Below are 18,413 nucleotides of genomic sequence, written 5' to 3' on the forward strand. Positions count from 1 at the left end.
CGGATGTAACGGATGTAACGGATGGCAGTTCGGCAACGGATTATTTAACGGATGTAACGGATGGAAGGAATCGACGACAGGGGAAGTACAATTAAGAACTTCCTAACCATTTTAGCGGCTACTCCCAGTTTACTTTTACCCGTTTTTACGTTGGCAAATCACTGCGAAGAACCCTAGGATTAATTTTATTTCTGCCCTTGTGGGGGATTTCCAATCACTGGCAACTATCAATTAGTTAAGTTTATTTCGGCCTGCATACTTATTATGTTAGCCGATCGCATTAAAGCATACCCAAAAAAATACATACTCTGTTATTCGCATATTCCCAGCAAAATCAACCGGATTTTACTTAAATCTTGATGATTGCTCAAATTCTACCCAGCAAAAGAGTCTTTGTTTGCACGGTTCCCACTCATCGCCCAAATCGCACCAATCCGATTCAGTTATTCGCAGATCCCAGAAATCCGGCATTCCCGAGTTGACTGGCCCCTTGCATCACTGAGATAAACTACGGGCGGTGGCTCATCAATTACAGCTTGAAGATTTTTTGTCATAAATTTATTAATCTCCATATCTAAAGTAGCTGTAAAATCAGGTTCATCCCAATCCTCGCTTTCTTCAATGCTGATGGTTGTTGGTGGCCCAATATCAAAATCTAGCTCATCGCCAAAATCCGAAACTTTCTTAATTGGATCTATTTGCTGACCGGTATCAGTAGCAAAAGCTTGATTTGTATTGGCTATTAATACGATCGGCAGTGCTACTATGGCACTTATGGTTTGCCGCGCCGTGATTTTTCTCATGGTATCCTCCTGATATAAACTAAACTTGGGTGCTGCTATAAATTCAACATCCGTCGCTACTTTAGAGCGCTGTGAGTGGATTTTAGATTTGAGATTTTAGATTTACTTCATAGATGAATCTGAAAGCTTGAACTTTGATCTAAAATTGTGCGCTGCTTACCTCTGTGGCAGTTCACAAGTATCCGTTTTTGAGCAGAGTCATTAATTAATAGTGGCTTGTTTTTCCACAGGATCTAACCTTATCTGTGACTCTTCGCGGCAGGTTTGCTTAACTGAGCATATCCGGTCAACTGTTTGCCTTTCTATTTACTACGTGAAAACTCTTAAACAGTCAGGTTTTCCCGTTAATTAATTCTCCAGCCTTTGCGAGTGTTCATCTCAGACTCAAAGCAAAGTGGGTGAGAAGTTCGATCGCACACCAGTTTTCGCACTCCCGCGCTGCCACCAGCAAGCTGATGTGCACTACCACAGTCGCCGGATATATGTCAATACTTATATCTTAACATTTCTACGTTTTTGGATGATTTTCGTTACCAGGCTCTTCCTGGTAACGCAGCTCGGCGAGGCACAGCCTCCAGCCAAGTCGAAAGGGATCCTATTTCGTCAAGCCGTGTTCGAGAGCGAAGCGAACCAACTCAGTACGGCTGTTAGTACCCGTCTTGCTAAACAAACGGCTGACGTACTTTTCCACATTACGCACGCTAGTTTCCAAGCGGCGGGCAATTTCCTTATTCATCAAACCTTGAGCAACCAAATCCAAAACACTTTGTTCTCGCGGAGTCAAATCTATTTTAATCGGCGAAGGACTTTGGGCGATCGAACTCCGCCCACTCAGCAAAGACTCAATTCTCGCCATCTGGCTTGTCAAAGCAGCAATATCTGGACTTTCAGGGTTTTCGCTCGTCTCCTTAGCAGCCGCGCGCCGGGCCAGCAAATTAGTTACTATTGCTACTAACTCGTCGGGATCGAAGGGCTTAGAAAGATAAGCATCGCAGCCTGCTTGATAGCCTTGAATACGATCGCTCGTCATCCCCTTAGCCGTCAAAAACACCACCGGCAAAGCCTTATAGCGAGGATCTTCCCGCACTTGCTTGAGAAATTGATAACCGTCCACCTGGGGCATCATAATGTCTGAAATCACCAAATCGGGATTGTACTGCTGCAAAAGTTCCCAGCCGTCGCGAGCATTACTGGCAACCTCAACCGCAAAATCGCTATCTTCCAAATAAGCTTGTACTGCTTCCCGCAAGCCCGGTTCATCATCTACCAATAATAATCGTGCTGACATAGTTGTTACCCTTACGCTTTACCACTATTTTTTAATTTAGCCGAATTTTACTCTTCTTGTCACTCCATCCATCGAAAAAACTAAAAAAATTGTTGTTCAACTCAAGAGTTTTGAGTTAGGTTTTGATCTAACGATTAAAAACTGATTAAATCTTTAATTCAAAACTCAAAACTCAAAACTCAAAATTATTCTTGAACCCTTCCACTTAAACTTTTGAACGATCTGTCAAAATTTCATAACCAGTTTCCGTCACCAACACAGTATGCTCAAACTGAGCAGACATAGCATTGTCAACCGTTACAGCAGTCCACTTGTCAGAAAGCGTCCGAGTGTACTTAGAACCGGCATTCAGAATTGGTTCGATCGCCAATGTCATGCCCGCTCGCAATTTCACGTTCGGCATTTCCCGCGTGCGAAAATTGAAAACCGACGGTTCCTCGTGCAAATTTCGCCCGACACCGTGGCCGGTAAACTCCTCAACGACGCTAAAACCGTTGCTTTTGACATGATCTTCGATCGCACCAGCCAGATCGAGCAAATAGGCTCCAGCCTTCACTTGTTCGATACCTTTGTAGAGAGCTTCTTCTGCAACTCGGATTAATTTTGCAGATTCGGGAGTCACTTCCACAACTGCGATCGTGATGCAAGAATCGCCGTGAAAACCTTGATAATATGCCCCAGTATCTACCTTGAGAACATCTCCTGCCCGAATTACTTTTTTGGGACTGGGTATGCCGTGAACAACTTCGTTATTAATGCTAGAGCAAATCGATCCCGTGAAACCGTGATAGCCTTTAAAGCTGGGAGTTGCACCCATTTCGCGGATGCGTCTTTCGGCATAAGCATCCAAATCAGCAGTAGTCATTCCCGGTTTTACCATTAGGGAAATTTCTTTGAGTACCGTTGCAACGATTTTCCCTGCCTGTCGCATAATTTCGATTTCGCGTTCCGACTTAATTTCAATGCCTCGACGCTGTTTTTTGACTTGTGGTGCTTGAGTTGGACCAGAAAGCAGACTGCTAAAAATATTCATGTATTGATTGGCGGGTAATTTTGTACTTTGACGGCAGGTTGAAGCAAAAAACGGCAAATATCCAGTTTTTTGTGGAAAAACGGGTGTCTTGTTCCGAACTGTCGATCGCTTGTCCTTTTAGCTAGCTTAATATTTTTCTCACTAATCGGCACGGGATTGGGGGGTCAACAAAGCGGTTTTAAGCGCCGAGTCTGTCGGTTCAGGATTTCCGAGCATTCCTGTGAGGTTAGCAATTGCGGCAATTAACTTAGTTATGTCAACTGGTTTAGATAAGTGCACCTGGAAACCCGCTTCCAGCGCTTGCTTGCGTTCGGACTCTCTGGCGTAGGCCGTCAGGGCGATCGCAGGCATCTTTCCACCCCTGAGCCTTTCCATTTCTCTCACCTGCGCGATCAACTCGTAGCCGTCTGCTTCCGGCATTCCAATGTCGCTCAGCAGCAGATCCGGCCAATAACTCTCCAGTGCAGCTAGAGCCCCGGCCACCGATGCCGCCGATCGTACCATAGCTCCTTCGTCCTCGAGTAAAGCAATCAAAAACTCCCGCGTGTCATCGTCATCATCCACCACCAGCAACTGCAAATTAGCCAGAGTGGGGAGAGTCTCTGTCGCGTCATTGAGTTCCGACCAGCCATCCCCTGCACTTGCGGTCTTCCTCTGAGCAATAGGTAGAACCACCGTAAATTTCGCACCTTCGCCCGGATTATTCTCTGCATGAACCTTACCGCCGTGCTGTTCCACCAAGTGACGGACGATCGCCAATCCCAGCCCCAAACCCCCGTAAGACCTAGTTGTGCTGCTATCAGCTTGGCGGAAGCGATCGAAAACATAAGGCAAAAAATCAGGAGCGATACCAATGCCGCTATCAATTATCTCAATTTGAGCCTCATCGCCAACTAACTCTAACCGCACCTCTACTTTACCCTCTTGGGGACTAAACTTAATTGCATTTGACAGCAAATTCCACACAATTTGCTGCAAGCGATCGAAATCGCCGATCACTTCACCTACATTTGGACTGCAGGTTAATTCTAGGACTATTGATTTTTCCTCAGCCAGGGGCTGCAAAGAATCTATTGCCAGCTTGATCACAGATTCCAACCGAATCGGATGCATGTTTAAATTTAGTTTCCCCCGCAGAATCCGCGAAACATCTAAAATATCTTCGATGAGTTGAGCTTGAGATTTAGCATTGCGCTCAATTGTTTCTAGGGCTTTTTCAATAGTGTCTTGGTCAAAGGTTTTGGTACGAAGCAGCCTAGACCAACCGAGAATTGCATTTAAAGGAGTGCGGAGTTCGTGAGAGAGAATAGCTAGAAATTCATCCTTCATCTGGTTAGCTCTCTCAGCTTCTTGTCGTGCCACTTGTTCGCGGATTAGTCTGCCGCGTTCTTCCTCTGCTTGCTTGCGGTCTGTGACATCTCTAACCGTGCCCACGTGACCGATCAGTTTTCCCAAATCCGAAAACATTGGCGACGACTGCACGTGAATCCACCTCACGGTTTCGCTACCAGCTAATCGGAACTCGTTAGAATATTCGTGGCCTTCTTTAATCCAAGCTAACAAATCTGCTACTACGCGATCGCGATCTTCTGGATGAACTTCCCGCTGCCAAACCTCTGCCAAACTTTCCTCCAAAGTTAACCCGCAAATCGCTTGACAACGCGGGTTGATGTAAGTACAGCGGCCTTCAACGTCAGCTAAGTAAATCCCCAGTGGTGAACAAGCACACAAAGTGCGAAACCGCTCTTCACTTTTACTTAGTTCACTATTAACCGTAGCTAACTGTGTTGCTTGCTGCTTCACCTCGACTGTTTTTTGGAACAATTCCACAAATACCTGCACCTTCGAGGTCAATATTTCCGGTTCCAAGGGTTTGAAGAGGTAATCCACCGCACCCAGAGAATAACCTTTAAACACGTGGGTGTCATTACTGCTGAATGCTGTGATAAAAATAATCGGAGTCGATCGCGATCGATCTCTAGAGCGAATCAATGTTGCTGTCTCAAATCCATCCATTCCCGGCATCTGCACATCAAGCAAAATTACTGCAAAATCTTCATTAAGCAGACATCTCAGAGCCTCCGCGCCCGAACTAGCTTGTACTAGATGATAAGAGGGGCTGTTGAGGATAGCTTCGAGAGCTACCAAATTTTCTGGGCGATCGTCAACTAAAAGGACATTTACTCGATGGGGGGACTGCAGATTCATAAATTTTTTAATCTTTCATTCTTAGCAAATTGACTAAACAGGGAGCGATTTTGGAGAGGGGTAAAATCCAGTCTACTTCAACATTTGCGATCGCCGACGCTGGCATGGCCGGGCATAGAGCTGAAGCCGGTTCCTCCACGAATGTCAATCCTCCCTCAGCTTTAATTTTTGCCAGCCCTTTACTGCCATCCGAATTAGCTCCCGTTAAAATTATGCCGATAACTGTCTCCCCAAAGGCATCCGCAGCAGACTCAAACAGCACATCGATTGAGGGCCGCGCGTAGCAGACAGGAGCCTCAGTTGATAGTGCAAATTTAGGAGTTCCGCGATTGCGGATTGGGGAGTTTGAATTATGGATTGACTCCACTGCCACGCTCCCCCATTCTGTAAAGTCGTTTTCATACAGGATCAACTCCTCGTCAGAGGGCGATTCTATTAGCAAGTGATAGTCAGCAGGAGCCAAGTAAACCCGTCCAGGTACGATCTCCTCTTTGTCTTGGGCCTCTGTGACTTGGAGAGAGCTTTGCTTTTGTAAAAAATAAGTAAGCCTATTCTGAGAACTCTTATGGCGGTGTTGGACAATAACTACAGGCAAAGGAAAGCTTTGTGGCAAATCTGCCAGCAGAACAGTCAGAGCCTCTAGCCCTCCCAAAGACGTGCCCACAACCACTATTTCAAATTTTTTTTTATTTAATTCTCCGGTAGAGTTTATCACTACTTTCAATGGGTTCATAGTATTTTTCATAAGGTGTAAAAGTCAGAGACTCCTGATGTCCTAGTCCTAAAACTCCAAACATTCCCAGGCTCTCATAAAAAAGCTTGTGTACCCGCTCTTGGAGGTGTGAATTGAAATAAATCATCACATTACGGCATAAAATAACATTAAATTCATTAAAAGAGTTATCCGTTGCTAAGTTGTGGTGAGCAAAGACAATATTATCTTTAAGTGAAGAGCGAAAAATTGCGTTTTCATAGGCAGCAGTGTAATACTCAGAAAACGCTTTCTTGCCCCCCGCTTGGTGGTAGAGTTGCGTATATTCTTGCATTTGTTTTAGCGGGAATATCCCAGTTTTTGCGGTTTTCAAAACTAATTCATTCATGTCCGTAGCGTAAATCCGACAACGGTCATAAAGTCCTTCTTCTTGCAGCAAGATTGCCATAGAATAGACTTCTTCTCCCGTTGAACATCCAGCGTGCCAAATCCGAATAAAAGGATAAGTACGCAGCAGCGGCACCACTTTATTTCTGAAACTAATGTAAAAGCTGGGATCGCGAAACATCGCCGTTACATTGACAGAAATGTCCAGCAGTAAACGGTCTAGATAAGCAGGATTGTGCAGTACCTTTTCCTGAAGAGCAGAGACAGTGGTGAGCCGTTCCGAGCGAATAGTGTTCCAAATACGGCGCTTGAGAGAGGCAAGAGCATAATTGCGAAAATCAAATCCGTAATAGCGAAACATTCCCTCTAGTAGGAGTTGAATTTCGATGGTTTCAAGTTCATGGCTTTCGGGCATTTTTAATTACTAATTGGTTATTGGGCATTTTTGACTGTTGAGTGTTGAATATTGAATGTTGAATATTGAATGTTGACTGCTGACTGTTGACTGTTGACTGCTCACTAATGACAACTGACAACTGCCAACAGTCAACAGTCAACTTCCAACTGACTTCATTATCGATAAAGCCAGACACGCAGCAGCGAGAGCAACTGTTCCGTATCCACAGGTTTGGTAATGTAGTCAGACGCACCAGCTTCGATACATTTTTCCCGATCGCCCTTCATAGCTTTCGCAGTCAGAGCAATCATTGGCAACGAAGCAAATTGAGGCATATTACGAATTGCTTGCATGGTTTCGTAACCGTCCATCTCTGGCATCATCACGTCCATCAACACAATATTTATCTCAGGCGTATTTTGCAATTTAGCAATGCCCTCTCTGCCATTCTCAGCATACACAACTTCCATTTTATGGCGCTCCAGCATACTTGTGAGGGCGAAAATATTCCGCATATCGTCGTCAACAATCAAGACTGTTTTGCCCGCCAGCGTCGAATCGGTCTGATACAATTGCTCTAGCATTTGGCGCTTTGGTTCGGGCAAATTTGCTTGCACTCGGTGCAAAAACAAAGCTGTTTCATCTAACAGGCGCTCGGGCGATCGCACATCTTTAACAATGATTGTTTCCGCCATGCGCTTGAGTTGAGTTTCTTCGGCTCTTGTCAACTCTTTGCCCGTATAAATAATAAGCGGCAGACTTTTCAAAGTAGCCTCTTGCTTGATCTGCTCTATCAGTTCAAAACCAGTCATATCTGGTAGTCCCAAATCGAGTACAACGCAGTCAAAATGCCCTGATTTCAAAGTTTCTATCGCCTCTGCACCACTCCCCACAGCCGTGGTAGAAACATCGTGATTACCGATTAAATCCACAATACCTAGACGCTGCGTTTCGTCGTCTTCCACGACTAGCAAATTCTTCACGGGTCGCTCGACAAACCCCTTAATATCAGTCAAAGCTTTGCTCAATGCTTCGCGACTGACAGGCTTTTGTAAGTAGGCGATCGCCCCTAACTGCAAACTGCGCTGCCGCCCTTCTTCAACTGATACAATGTGAACCGGAATGTGGCGCGTACTTGGGTCGTGCTTCAAGCGATCGAGCACTGTCCAGCCATCCATCACAGGCAAATTTAGATCCAGCATAATCGCAGTTGGCTTGAACTCTCGGGCCATTGCCAAACCGATATCGCTCCGCAAAGCCACCAAACCTTTAAAACCCTGTTCCTGCGCCATATCCACCAGAATTCGAGCGAAGTTTACATCATCTTCAATAATCAAAAGCACGCGATCGTCACTCTCAATATTTTCTCGATCATCAGAAATTAAAGGTGAGGGGTAAGGCGCGATCGGCAAGTGGAAATTCGGCAAAGGAAGTGCGGGAGGATTAGCAGGGGATAATTGAGGCGTTTGCTTGCCCATTCCCGATCCCGTATCATTCATTATTCGCGATTCTTGGTAAGTTTGTGGCAGATAAAGCGTGAACTTACTACCCTCACCAGGGTGACTTGTCAACTTAATTTCTCCACCTAACAAATTAGCGATTTCTCTACTAATTGACAAACCCAAACCCGTGCCCCCGTATTTGCGGCTAGTGCTACCATCTGCTTGTTGGAAAGCCTCAAAAATAACCCTGTGTTTTTCAGCAGAAATCCCTATCCCGGTATCGCTAACTGAGAAAGCCAAAACAGTAGGGGAACTCCTTAAACTTTCTATCTCTAAACTCCACCCTTCCCGCACTACTTCGGCACGCAATTTCACCTCACCTCGCTCTGTAAACTTAAACGCATTAGAGAGGAGATTCTTCAAAACTTGTTGCAGCCGTTTAGCATCAGTATAGAGACCTTTTGGCAACCCAGCCTCAAGCTCTATTTTAAAACTCAACTTCTTATCCTGGGCGATTTGGCGGAAAGTCCGATCCAAATGATCTCGCAAGTCCGTAAACAACACTTGCTCAATTTCCACCGACATCGTGCCTGATTCAATCTTAGCGAGATCCAAGATGTCATTAATCAGCCCCAGCAAATCATTTCCCGCCGAGTAAATTGTGCGCGTATATTCAACTTGCTTCAGAGTCAAATTGCCTTCAGTATTGTCAGAAAGCAATCGAGCCAGAATCAACAGCGAATTTAGCGGAGTTCGCAACTCGTGAGACATATTTGCCAGAAACTCCGACTTATACTTAGAAGTTAGAGCCAACTGTTCTGCTCTTTCTTCCAACAACCCCCTCGCCTGTTCGATATCTCGGTTTTTCCGCTCCACTTCCTTATTTTGCAGCGCTAGCAATTCCGCTTGTTCTTCTAGTTCTTCATTCGTTTGTTGCAACTCTTCCTGCTGACTCTTTAACAGTTCCTCAGATGCGCGGAGTGACTGCGCTTGTTGTTCGAGACGCTTGTTAGTTTCCGTTAGTTCTTTTTGCTGAGTTTGTAACTCTTCTGCCAAAGACTGTGACTGTTTCAGCAACTCTTCCGTCCGCATACTCGCCGCAATTGTATTTAAGACAATGGCGATACTTTCTGTAAGTTGGTCGAGGAATGTCAAGTGTATTTCGCTGAATCGGCGGAACGAAGCTAACTCGATTACTGCCGTCACTTGTCCCTCAAATAATACGGGTAAAACCACCACATTCAGCGGCGTAGATTCTCCCAGTCCCGATCCAATTTTAACGTAGTTTTCCGGCACTTCTGTCAACAGTATCCGTTCTTTTTCCAGGGCGCACTGTCCTACCAAACCTTCGCCTAAATGAAATCTATTTCCTAACTGTTTGCGTTCGCGGTATGCGTAGGTACTTAACAGTTTGAGAAACGGATCGTGTTCGACCGATTCCATCATGAAGAAGACGCCATGCTGAGCAGAAACCAGCGGCGTCAATTCTGAGAGAATTAGTTTAGAAACAGTTTCTAAATCCCGCTGACCTTGTAGCATTCGAGTAAACTTAGCAAGGTTTGTTTTCAGCCAATCTTGTTCAGTATTTTTCTGCGTAGTCTCCCGGAGATTGGCGATCATCTGGTTAATGTTGTCCTTAACGATCGCAACTTCTCCTTCCGTGGCGACGGAAATTGACCTCGTTAAATCGCCTCTGGTAACAGCAATTGCCACTTCGGCGATCGCCCGCAACTGAGTAGTCAAATTCGCCGCCAATTCATTCACATTATCCGTCAAATCTCGCCACGTCCCCGCCGCGCCCGGAACCTTTGCCTGGCCGCCCAATTTCCCTTCAATTCCCACTTCCCGCGCCACTGTAGTAACTTGATCGGCAAACGTCGCCAGCGTATCAATCATCTCGTTAATCGTATCTGCCAGAGTCGCAATTTCTCCCTTAGCTTCCAGCATTAATTTGCGCTTCAAATCGCCATTCGCCACCGCCGTCACAACCTTAGCAATACCCCGCACTTGCGCTGTCAAATTCCCCGCCATTGAGTTTACATTGTCGGTTAAATCTTTCCAAGTTCCCGCAACTCCTTTGACCTCAGCTTGACCGCCCAATTTACCCTCAGTTCCCACCTCCCGCGCCACCCGAGTTACCTCAGAAGCGAAGGAATTAAGCTGATCCACCATCACGTTAATAGTGTCTTTCAACTCCAGAATTTCGCCTTTAACATCTACGGTAATTTTCTTAGACAAATCGCCATTTGCCACCGCTTTCGTGACTTCCGCAATATTCCGCACCTGCGCGGTCAAATTCCCCGCCATCAAGTTAACATTATCGGTTAAATCTTTCCAAGTTCCCCCTACACCCCGCACGTAAGCTTGCACACCTAATTTACCTTCCGTTCCTACTTCCCTAGCAACTCTGGTTACTTCAGATGCGAAGGAACTCAACTGATCCACCATGATGTTAATCGTGTTTTTCAGTTCGAGAATTTCACCTTTAACATCTACTGTAATTTTTTTGGATAAATCGCCATTTGCCACCGCCGTTGTCACTTCGGCAATGTTACGCACTTGTGCTGTTAAATTCCCCGCCATCGAGTTAACTGAATCCGTTAAATCTTTCCAAGTTCCCGCAACTCCTTTAACTTCAGCTTGCACGCCTAATTTCCCTTCGGTTCCTACTTCCCTCGCAACCCTGGTTACTTCCGAAGCGAAGGAATTTAACTGATCCACCATCGTGTTGACGGTGTTTTTTAACTCCAGAATTTCACCTTTAACATCTACAGTAATTTTCTTCGACAAATCGCCATTTGCCACCGCAGTAGTAACAGCCGCAATATTCCGTACTTGCTCTGTCAAACTACCCGCCATAAAATTAACTGAATCCGTTAAATCCTTCCAAGTTCCTGCTACGCCTCGGACATCCGCTTGACCGCCGAGTTTACCTTCGGAACCCACTTCCCTAGCAACCCTGGTTACTTCAGATGCAAAGGAATTAAGCTGATCCACCATCACGTTAATGGTGTTTTTCAGTTCTAAAATTTCGCCTTTAACCTGTACCGTAATTTTTTTAGATAAGTCACCGTTAGCAACAGCCGTCGTCACCTCAGCAATGTTGCGAACTTGTGCTGTTAAATTCCCGGCCATTGAGTTAACTGAATCCGTTAAATCTTTCCAGGTTCCTGCTACTTCCTGCACTTCAGCTTGCACGCCTAATTTCCCTTCTGTTCCCACTTCCCTAGCAACCCTGGTTACTTCAGATGCGAAGGAATTTAACTGGTCAACCATCGTGTTGACGGTGTTTTTCAGCTCGAGAATTTCCCCTTTAACATCTACGGTAATTTTCTTAGATAAATCGCCCTTTGCCACAGCGGTTGTCACTTCAGCGATGTTCCGCACTTGTGCTGTCAAACTGCCTGCCATGAAGTTAACGCTATCCGTTAAATCCTTCCAAGTTCCGGCAACTCCTTTAACTTCTGCTTGACCGCCGAGTTTGCCTTCGGAACCCACTTCTCTCGCCACCCGCGTTACTTCAGAAGCGAAGGAATTTAACTGATCCACCATGATGTTAATCGTGTTTTTCAGTTCGAGAATTTCACCTTTAACATCTACTGTAATTTTTTTAGATAAGTCACCATTTGCCACAGCCGTCGTCACGTCGGCAATGTTCCGTACTTGTGCGGTAAGATTGCCGGCCATCGAGTTAACTGAATCCGTTAAATCTTTCCAGGTTCCTGCAACTCCCCGCACTTCAGCTTGCACGCCTAATTTCCCTTCGGTTCCCACTTCCCTAGCAACTCTGGTTACTTCAGATGCGAAGGAGCTCAACTGATCCACCATGATGTTAATTGTGTTTTTCAGTTCGAGAATTTCACCTTTAACATCTACTGTAATTTTTTTGGATAAATCGCCATTTGCCACCGCCGTTGTCACTTCGGCAATGTTACGCACTTGTGCTGTTAAATTCCCCGCCATCGAGTTAACTGAATCCGTTAAATCTTTCCAGGTTCCGGCCACTCCTTTAACTTCAGCTTGCACACCTAATTTGCCTTCGGTTCCTACTTCTCTAGCCACCCGCGTTACTTCCGACGCAAAGGAACTCAACTGGTCTACCATTGTGTTAACAATTTGCGCTGTTTGGAGGAATTCTCCTTTGAGGGGTCTGTCTTCTATTTCTAAGGCGATAGTTTGCGATAAATCTCCTTTTGCTACGGCCCGAATTACTCTGGCGGTTTCAGAGGTTGGTTGCACTAAATCTGTAATTAGGGTATTGACAGAGTTGACGCTAGCTGCCCATGACCCCTCGGCGCTGCCGATGGTGGCCCGCTGGGCGATTTTGCCTTCTTTACCGACAACTGTGCCGATCCGATCGAGTTCGGCCGCCATTCTCTCATTGAGATCGATAATGTCGTTAAGTTCGTCAGCAATTTTCCCCGCTAGACCCGTCTGGTCTATGGGCATCCGAACTGAAAAGTCCCCTTTTTTGACTGCCACTAAGGTTCTAAGTAACTGTTTGGCATAAGCATTATTGGAATTGGGGCTTGTTATCTGTGCAGTTGACATGACCGTTACCTTTGACGAGTTTGGAGGGGAAGGGGGGAATATTTTTGAGATTATTGATATTATCCGACTAAAGCAGTGTCTGATTGCTTCTGTCGAAAGATGGATGACAAATTGCTGTTTATCAGCTATTTTGTTATTGATTATTTTATACTGGTTCGCAGGCTCTTGTTGGTAACCAGTTAATTGTCGGGTGTCAGGAACAAGCCCGAAAGCCTGTTCCACCCTGTTCTACAAAGAGTGAATTTTATTGTAGGGCGGGCATCCTGCCCGCCCTACAGATTACCAACTGCGATTATTTCCAATTTTGCCACGAACTATTGAAAATAGAAGTACCCGGAAATGCGATGGGATTGGCATTTTGTTGCAACCGCAACTGTAACACTTCCAAGTTTGGCTCGCGAGAGGGCAATTCGTCCACTAATTCATAAGGTAGAATCCCCTTTTCTAGGGAAAAAGCAGCCGTAACTCCCGCCGCCGCACCTGCAGACCATTCAAAAGAATGCACTCGATAAGCAGCCGCCGCTGTGTGGCTAACAGCAATACTTTTACCTGCCACTAACATATTGTCAATTTTCTGGGGAATCATTGCCCGCAGAGGAATTTGGAAGGGATAAGCTTGCCCTTGAGCTTTGCGAGTGCCTTCGCGTTCGGTATTTCCCGGTGCTTCCGGCGGACTGTTGGTCATGCAGGGGTGAAAGTCGATCGCATAATGACCGATACCCACAGAATCAGGATAAATCGTAGCGCGCGATCGCGATTTTGTATCATCAACAGATTGACTTCCCACAGCCAAAGCCGGCGCATTCAAACCACCCACAGCCAACCACAAATTCCGATACTCTTCCTCCGACAAATTCTGGCGATAAAAATCAGCCGTAAAGTCAGTGCGAGACATATCAACTTCCCACACCGTAAAACCTTGAGGCTGATTAAAACTCGGCCGCCCAATAATACGTCTGCCCTCCCGCATATAAGGATATTTAGAAAGTCCGTGCACCGTTCCCATCGGCGAATCCAACCCGCTCAAAAAACGATTGTTTGGATTAGGCTTTTTGACTCCCTCTCCTAGCTGCGAGTCAGTAGTTCCTGTTACCAGCCAGTAGAAAAATCCTTTGGCATTTTCCTCTCCCTTTCGCAAAGTTTCCGTTCGCAAACCGCCCATCCATCCCCCCGGTTGCAGTTGACCGGACTCTTGCAACTGCTCGCGAGAATAAATTAAATTATCCTCAGCAGAACCGGGACGATAGTCATTCCCCCAAGTCCAGTTTTGCATCGAAATATCCCCTGGATAAATCGGGATTTGCTTCGGGTCTGAAGGTCGCTTTTCATCCGGTCTCATGCTCCTAATTTGGCGGTAGGTGAAAACTAAGGGAAAGCTCGCCAATCTCTGCAATTCGTAGCTGTAGTAAGGAGCGTATTGTTGATAAAAAGACGGCACTTGATGCTGCTGGGGTTCCTTCGTTGCCTGCATCGCAAAGGTGTAGGTAAAACCTTGAGTGCAGTAAGAATCGCCGGTTGCGCTGGGGGAGGAAGGTTCGAGAGGGGAACGCGGGTCAATTCCGAGGCGGTAGGGAACATCCGCAAGTCCGATCAATTCGCCTGTTTCGGTGGCATCTACAACGTACCAATCAGCACCTTTAGGTTGAGAATTTGACGGGTTAGGTGGTTTAGGAATAAACCGAATAATAGTTTTATTAAATCGCGGAGAATTTTCGTAGCGATAGGCATCTTCGATCGTCTGAGACAGAGTTTCCGTGTTGAGTGGTGGCGTGTTGGCCGCGGCTTTATGTTGAATGGCGATCGCACTTTTAATTTGTTGGCCCCCAACCGCATTCCCCGCCACAGCAGGAGTAATTGCTAGTTCTTTAATAACCGTATTGGGAAACCATTTCAGCGTGCCTTTGCCTTTTCTAGCGGCATCCTGCAAGATGTTAAATAGAATTTTGTGACCGTCGTAGGGCATGAAACAGGAATAGCTAACCCAACAGCCTCCGGGATTTAGCCGGCCGTAATGTTGCTCGATCCGCCGCCGCAATTCTAGGTAGCCGCGGGGGTAAAATAAGAGCGATCGCTGAGTCTCTCTTTCATCGAGTGCGGAAGTTCCCTGGGAGGAAATTTGACCGCCTACCCAGTCAGTAATTTCAGTAAGGCAAACTGTGCGCCCCGCCAGTAAACCTTCGTAAGCGGTAGCAGCGCCTGCGAGCCCGCCGCCTGCTACTAGAATGTCGCAAGTTTCTGCATTGTCTGGATTTCGCGGAGGTGCGGCAAATACTGGCGAAATGCTCCCAATCGCGGAAATGATGCCGAGAGTGAGGCTAAGGATCGATCGACCTTTGAGCAAAAATAGATAGTGTCTAAGTTTCATCAGAGATTGTGGAATTAATTTTGACATAGCGCGAAAAACACTCATGCCATCTAAATGTTTATTTTGCAGTATACTGGTATTTCGCGGTGTTGTCAGGGAAAACTTTTTTAGATAAGAGGCATTAATACCAGCAACAACTATTGAACAGCCGGCTCTACCTTATGCTCAAAATTGTCAAAATTTTTAGATCATTGATTCCTTTTGAGAGTTTAACAATTACCACCAGTTTAACTTTTTCGGAAGTTTTACGCAGGTTGGACGAAGTTGTTATTCCTCCCAAAGTTTTTAGAATAATTATACCCTTTGGTCCGCCACCTCCCAAACCTTATGAAGGAACAATTTCTGGCAAAACATTCAAAATTAATCGCATCATCATCGGTCGAAATTTATTGTTCCCAATTATAGAAGGAGATATACATAGCCAACAGTTCGGTTGTTCCATCAAAATTAGGATGACTTTACATAAAATAGTTATAGGAATTCTGATTCTTTGGCTGTGGACAACTGGCAGTATTGGAATGTTTTCTTTATTTGCTTGGTTAGTCGAACCCTCCGTGGGAGCAATATTTTTACCAATTTTAGGAATGTTTATTTTGGGCTGGCTTTTATGCTTGATTCCCTTTAAAATAGAAGCAAAAGCAGCTACAAAATTTTTGTCTATACTCTTAACCTAAAGTAATTTGTAACGGCAATGTTTTAGCTGTATTATTAAAAATAATTTAGGTTCATCGATCGTCAGCGGCGGTAAAAAAACTCCCAATTTATGCGTCAAAACCAACTCAAACAAAAAATTAAACAAGGCGAAACCGTCCTCGGTTTATTTATGAACTGCGCTTATCCCGCATTCATGGAAATATGCGGTCACGCTGGATTCGATTTCGCTGTTATCGATATGGAACACGGCCCCCTGAACCCGCTTGCTGCTGAAGATTTGTGTCGCGCCGCCGACTGCACTGGAATTGCACCGATTATTCGCGTCCGCAAAAACGACGGGCCGCAAATTCAACGAGCTCTCGACATCGGCAGTGCAGGCGTTCAAGTACCTCAAATAGAAAGCAAAATTGATGCCGAAACCGCTGTCAAAAGCGCTAAATACAGTCCTCTGGGCACGCGAGGCCTTTCCTTCGCTACGCGGGCGGGACTTTACACCGCCGCAGGTACAAATATCACCGACAAACTCAACGAAGAATCCTTGGTTGTGATTCATGTCGAAGGCAAAGCTGGCATTGACAACCTGGAAGAAATTGTTACTGTCCCAGAGGTGGACGTGATTTTTCTAGGGCCTTACGATCTGTCACAGTCGATCGGCATTCCAGGCCAAGTCCGCGATCCCCGAGTCATCGACATGATGCAGGAGGCAGTGCAAACCATCCGCAAAGCAGGCAAAGCCGCGGGTACTTTTGCTGACAACCCCGAAATCGCCCAGCAGTGGATTGATGCTGGCGTTCAGTACGTCACACTTGGGGTCGATGTTGCCGTTTTCCTGGGGGCCTGTCAGTCGCTGGTGAAAGCGGTCAAGCGATTTTAGATTTTAGATTTGGGATTTTGAATTAAAAGAAGAACCTGCCCCCGGATTCATCTTGCAAGCTTTACGATATCTTTGCAATTTTTGTAATGTCTTTTACGACACATACAAAAAACCTGCGCTAGAGTAGAAGCATACACCTCCTCAAGGCAAAATTAGGGAGGGGAGCAAGGCTTCAGGGAGTAAAATCTATGAAAACCGTATTAGAATCCATTCATTTGGATTATGCCTTCATGTTTACTTTCAAAAAAGTAAACTCTATTAAGCTAGAAGGTTTCAAGGAATTTTTTGACGATATGCCTGTCGATCCGTATGTAAAAGGTAAGTATCGTTCTAGAAGATTATCGCGGTTTACAGTCAACGGAGATGAGTTAGTTAAGTTACCTCACGGCTATTTGTTTCAAAGCAAAACATACAATCCGCTAGTGGGTGATATCAGGCGGGAATTTGCCGAATTGGACGATCGGCTAATCGCCCTCGATAATTTCAAACAGATGATTTTTGCTTTTTTCGATTCCTGCAAAATTCACCCGGAAGCTGAAATCGGCATCCATCAAATCAGGACGACTTGTTCGCCGCACAATTTCGGAAACCCCGCACCGGAAGGCATTCACCAAGACGGTACTGATTTTATCGGGATTTTCTCGGTTGACAGAACTAATATTGTAGGCGGGGAAACGCATTTGTACTTGGCTAAAAAAGAGAAGCCTGTTTTTAATAAAGTTCTGCAGCCAGGGGAATTGCTGTTAGTTAACGACCACGAGTTTTTCCACTTTACTACACCGATTAAACCGGAATCTGAAGGGGTGGGAACCAGGGATGTGTTTGTGCTGACTTCTCCGAGTTTGCTTACCGATTGAGGATACAGTCCAGGACGCATAACCTAATGATGTAGGGTGCGCAGTGCGCACCTTACTCCGATTACCCATTACTGCATCCCACAGATCGCCTTTGGGTTGCGCCCCCACCCCTCTCGATCGCGGTTAATGCTTGGGAAAATCGATTCCTGAAATGGATATTCCTTCCATCTTCTGCACATATCGTCCTTGAGCCGCTACACATTCTGCCATTTTTTTAGCTTGTATCGGTTGACTCCTTGGATCGGGGGAGATACCTCTATACTCCCATGTACCGCGAATGTCGCCAGAGAATGCTTTTCCATTGTTGTTTAATACAAGCTCTGTGCCAGTGGCATCAATATAGAATTTCCCATTTTCCAAAGACACGCTGCTAATTGTGATAGATTCGACTCCTTTGTAGGGATTTGCAGGGCCATCGACGATCTTGATGCAGATTCTATTGTTTTGATGTGCAATCTCTCTACGGGAGTTATTGAACATCGTTCCTTGAGCGTAGTAAGCTCCTGTGGGTAGAATTGTAGAGCCTTGTTGATTACTTTGAGCAGATGACAATGATGAGATTGACAGAAGGATAGAACTAAAAATTAGTGTTTCGATCGCCAAAAATTTCATTTGCAATAAAACTCCATTAAAATTATTTTTTCAGATTCTACACGATCGCAGATGCTCTATAAACTTCTTTAGAGTTCTTGCAAAAGTCAAATTCATCCCCGCCAGTCCTCCCATATCTGGCTATAGATATAGTAACTATAACAAGCCGTACAAATGTCCTATGAAGGTCAACGCCCGCCCTTCACTCTGTTTTGCTTGCTTGTGGAAGAAACTGTAGAGCGATCGCACTC

12 protein-coding genes are annotated in these 18,413 nt (G+C 45.5%); 3 read left to right on the top strand and 9 right to left on the bottom strand.

The window, feature by feature from the left end:
- Positions 1–443: 443 nt before the first annotated feature.
- From QUA27_RS14850 to QUA27_RS14885, 8 genes are all read right to left on the bottom strand, one after another.
- Positions 444–803 carry a hypothetical protein gene (locus tag QUA27_RS14850; protein ID WP_333068794.1) on the bottom strand — a complete coding sequence of 120 codons (360 nt, stop codon included), beginning with the start codon at positions 801–803 and terminating at the stop codon, positions 444–446.
- Positions 804–1,398: 595 nt separating this feature from the next.
- A complete protein-coding gene (locus tag QUA27_RS14855) occupies positions 1,399–2,091 on the bottom strand; it encodes a response regulator transcription factor (RefSeq protein ID WP_333068795.1) in 693 nt (230 codons plus the stop codon).
- 205 nt (positions 2,092–2,296) lie between these two features.
- A complete protein-coding gene (map, locus tag QUA27_RS14860) occupies positions 2,297–3,124 on the bottom strand; it encodes a type I methionyl aminopeptidase (RefSeq protein ID WP_333068796.1) in 828 nt (275 codons plus the stop codon).
- Between the two features lie 141 nt (positions 3,125–3,265).
- Positions 3,266–5,332, bottom strand: a complete 2,067-nt coding sequence (locus QUA27_RS14865) for a hybrid sensor histidine kinase/response regulator (RefSeq protein ID WP_333068797.1) — start codon at positions 5,330–5,332, stop codon at positions 3,266–3,268.
- 7 nt (positions 5,333–5,339) lie between these two features.
- The gene (locus QUA27_RS14870; protein ID WP_333068798.1) at positions 5,340–6,047 is read right to left on the bottom strand and encodes a chemotaxis protein CheB; all 708 of its coding nucleotides are present in this window, start codon (positions 6,045–6,047) and stop codon (positions 5,340–5,342) included.
- Positions 6,019–6,846, bottom strand: coding sequence for a CheR family methyltransferase (locus tag QUA27_RS14875; RefSeq protein ID WP_333068799.1), 828 nt, complete (start codon positions 6,844–6,846; stop codon positions 6,019–6,021). The genes QUA27_RS14870 and QUA27_RS14875 overlap by 29 nt, the downstream gene beginning before the upstream one ends.
- Before the next feature lie 158 nt (positions 6,847–7,004).
- Positions 7,005–12,821, bottom strand: a complete 5,817-nt coding sequence (locus QUA27_RS14880; RefSeq protein WP_333068800.1) for a HAMP domain-containing protein — start codon at positions 12,819–12,821, stop codon at positions 7,005–7,007.
- Positions 12,822–13,113: 292 nt separating this feature from the next.
- Entirely contained in the window at positions 13,114–15,186 is a 2,073-nt protein-coding gene (locus QUA27_RS14885) for an FAD-dependent oxidoreductase (RefSeq protein WP_333068801.1), read from the bottom strand.
- Positions 15,187–15,347: 161 nt separating this feature from the next.
- Between QUA27_RS14885 and QUA27_RS14890 the strand changes: the two genes are divergently transcribed.
- From QUA27_RS14890 to QUA27_RS14900, 3 genes are all read left to right on the top strand, one after another.
- Positions 15,348–15,860, top strand: a complete 513-nt coding sequence (locus QUA27_RS14890; RefSeq protein ID WP_333068802.1) for a hypothetical protein — start codon at positions 15,348–15,350, stop codon at positions 15,858–15,860.
- An 89-nt stretch (positions 15,861–15,949) separates the two neighbouring features.
- Complete coding sequence (locus tag QUA27_RS14895) at positions 15,950–16,714, top strand: HpcH/HpaI aldolase family protein (protein ID WP_333068803.1); 765 nt, start codon at positions 15,950–15,952, stop codon at positions 16,712–16,714.
- 188 nt (positions 16,715–16,902) lie between these two features.
- On the top strand, positions 16,903–17,571 hold the full coding sequence (locus QUA27_RS14900) for a 2OG-Fe dioxygenase family protein (RefSeq protein WP_190663232.1): 669 nt from the start codon (positions 16,903–16,905) through the stop codon (positions 17,569–17,571).
- Positions 17,572–17,694: 123 nt separating this feature from the next.
- On the opposite strand, the gene QUA27_RS14905 is transcribed toward QUA27_RS14900, so the two are convergent.
- Positions 17,695–18,183, bottom strand: coding sequence for a hypothetical protein (locus QUA27_RS14905; protein WP_333068804.1), 489 nt, complete (start codon positions 18,181–18,183; stop codon positions 17,695–17,697).
- Positions 18,184–18,413 lie beyond the last annotated feature (230 nt).

The organism is Microcoleus harperi Pol14_C6, from assembly GCF_036701295.1.
Classification (GTDB): domain Bacteria; phylum Cyanobacteriota; class Cyanobacteriia; order Cyanobacteriales; family Microcoleaceae; genus Microcoleus.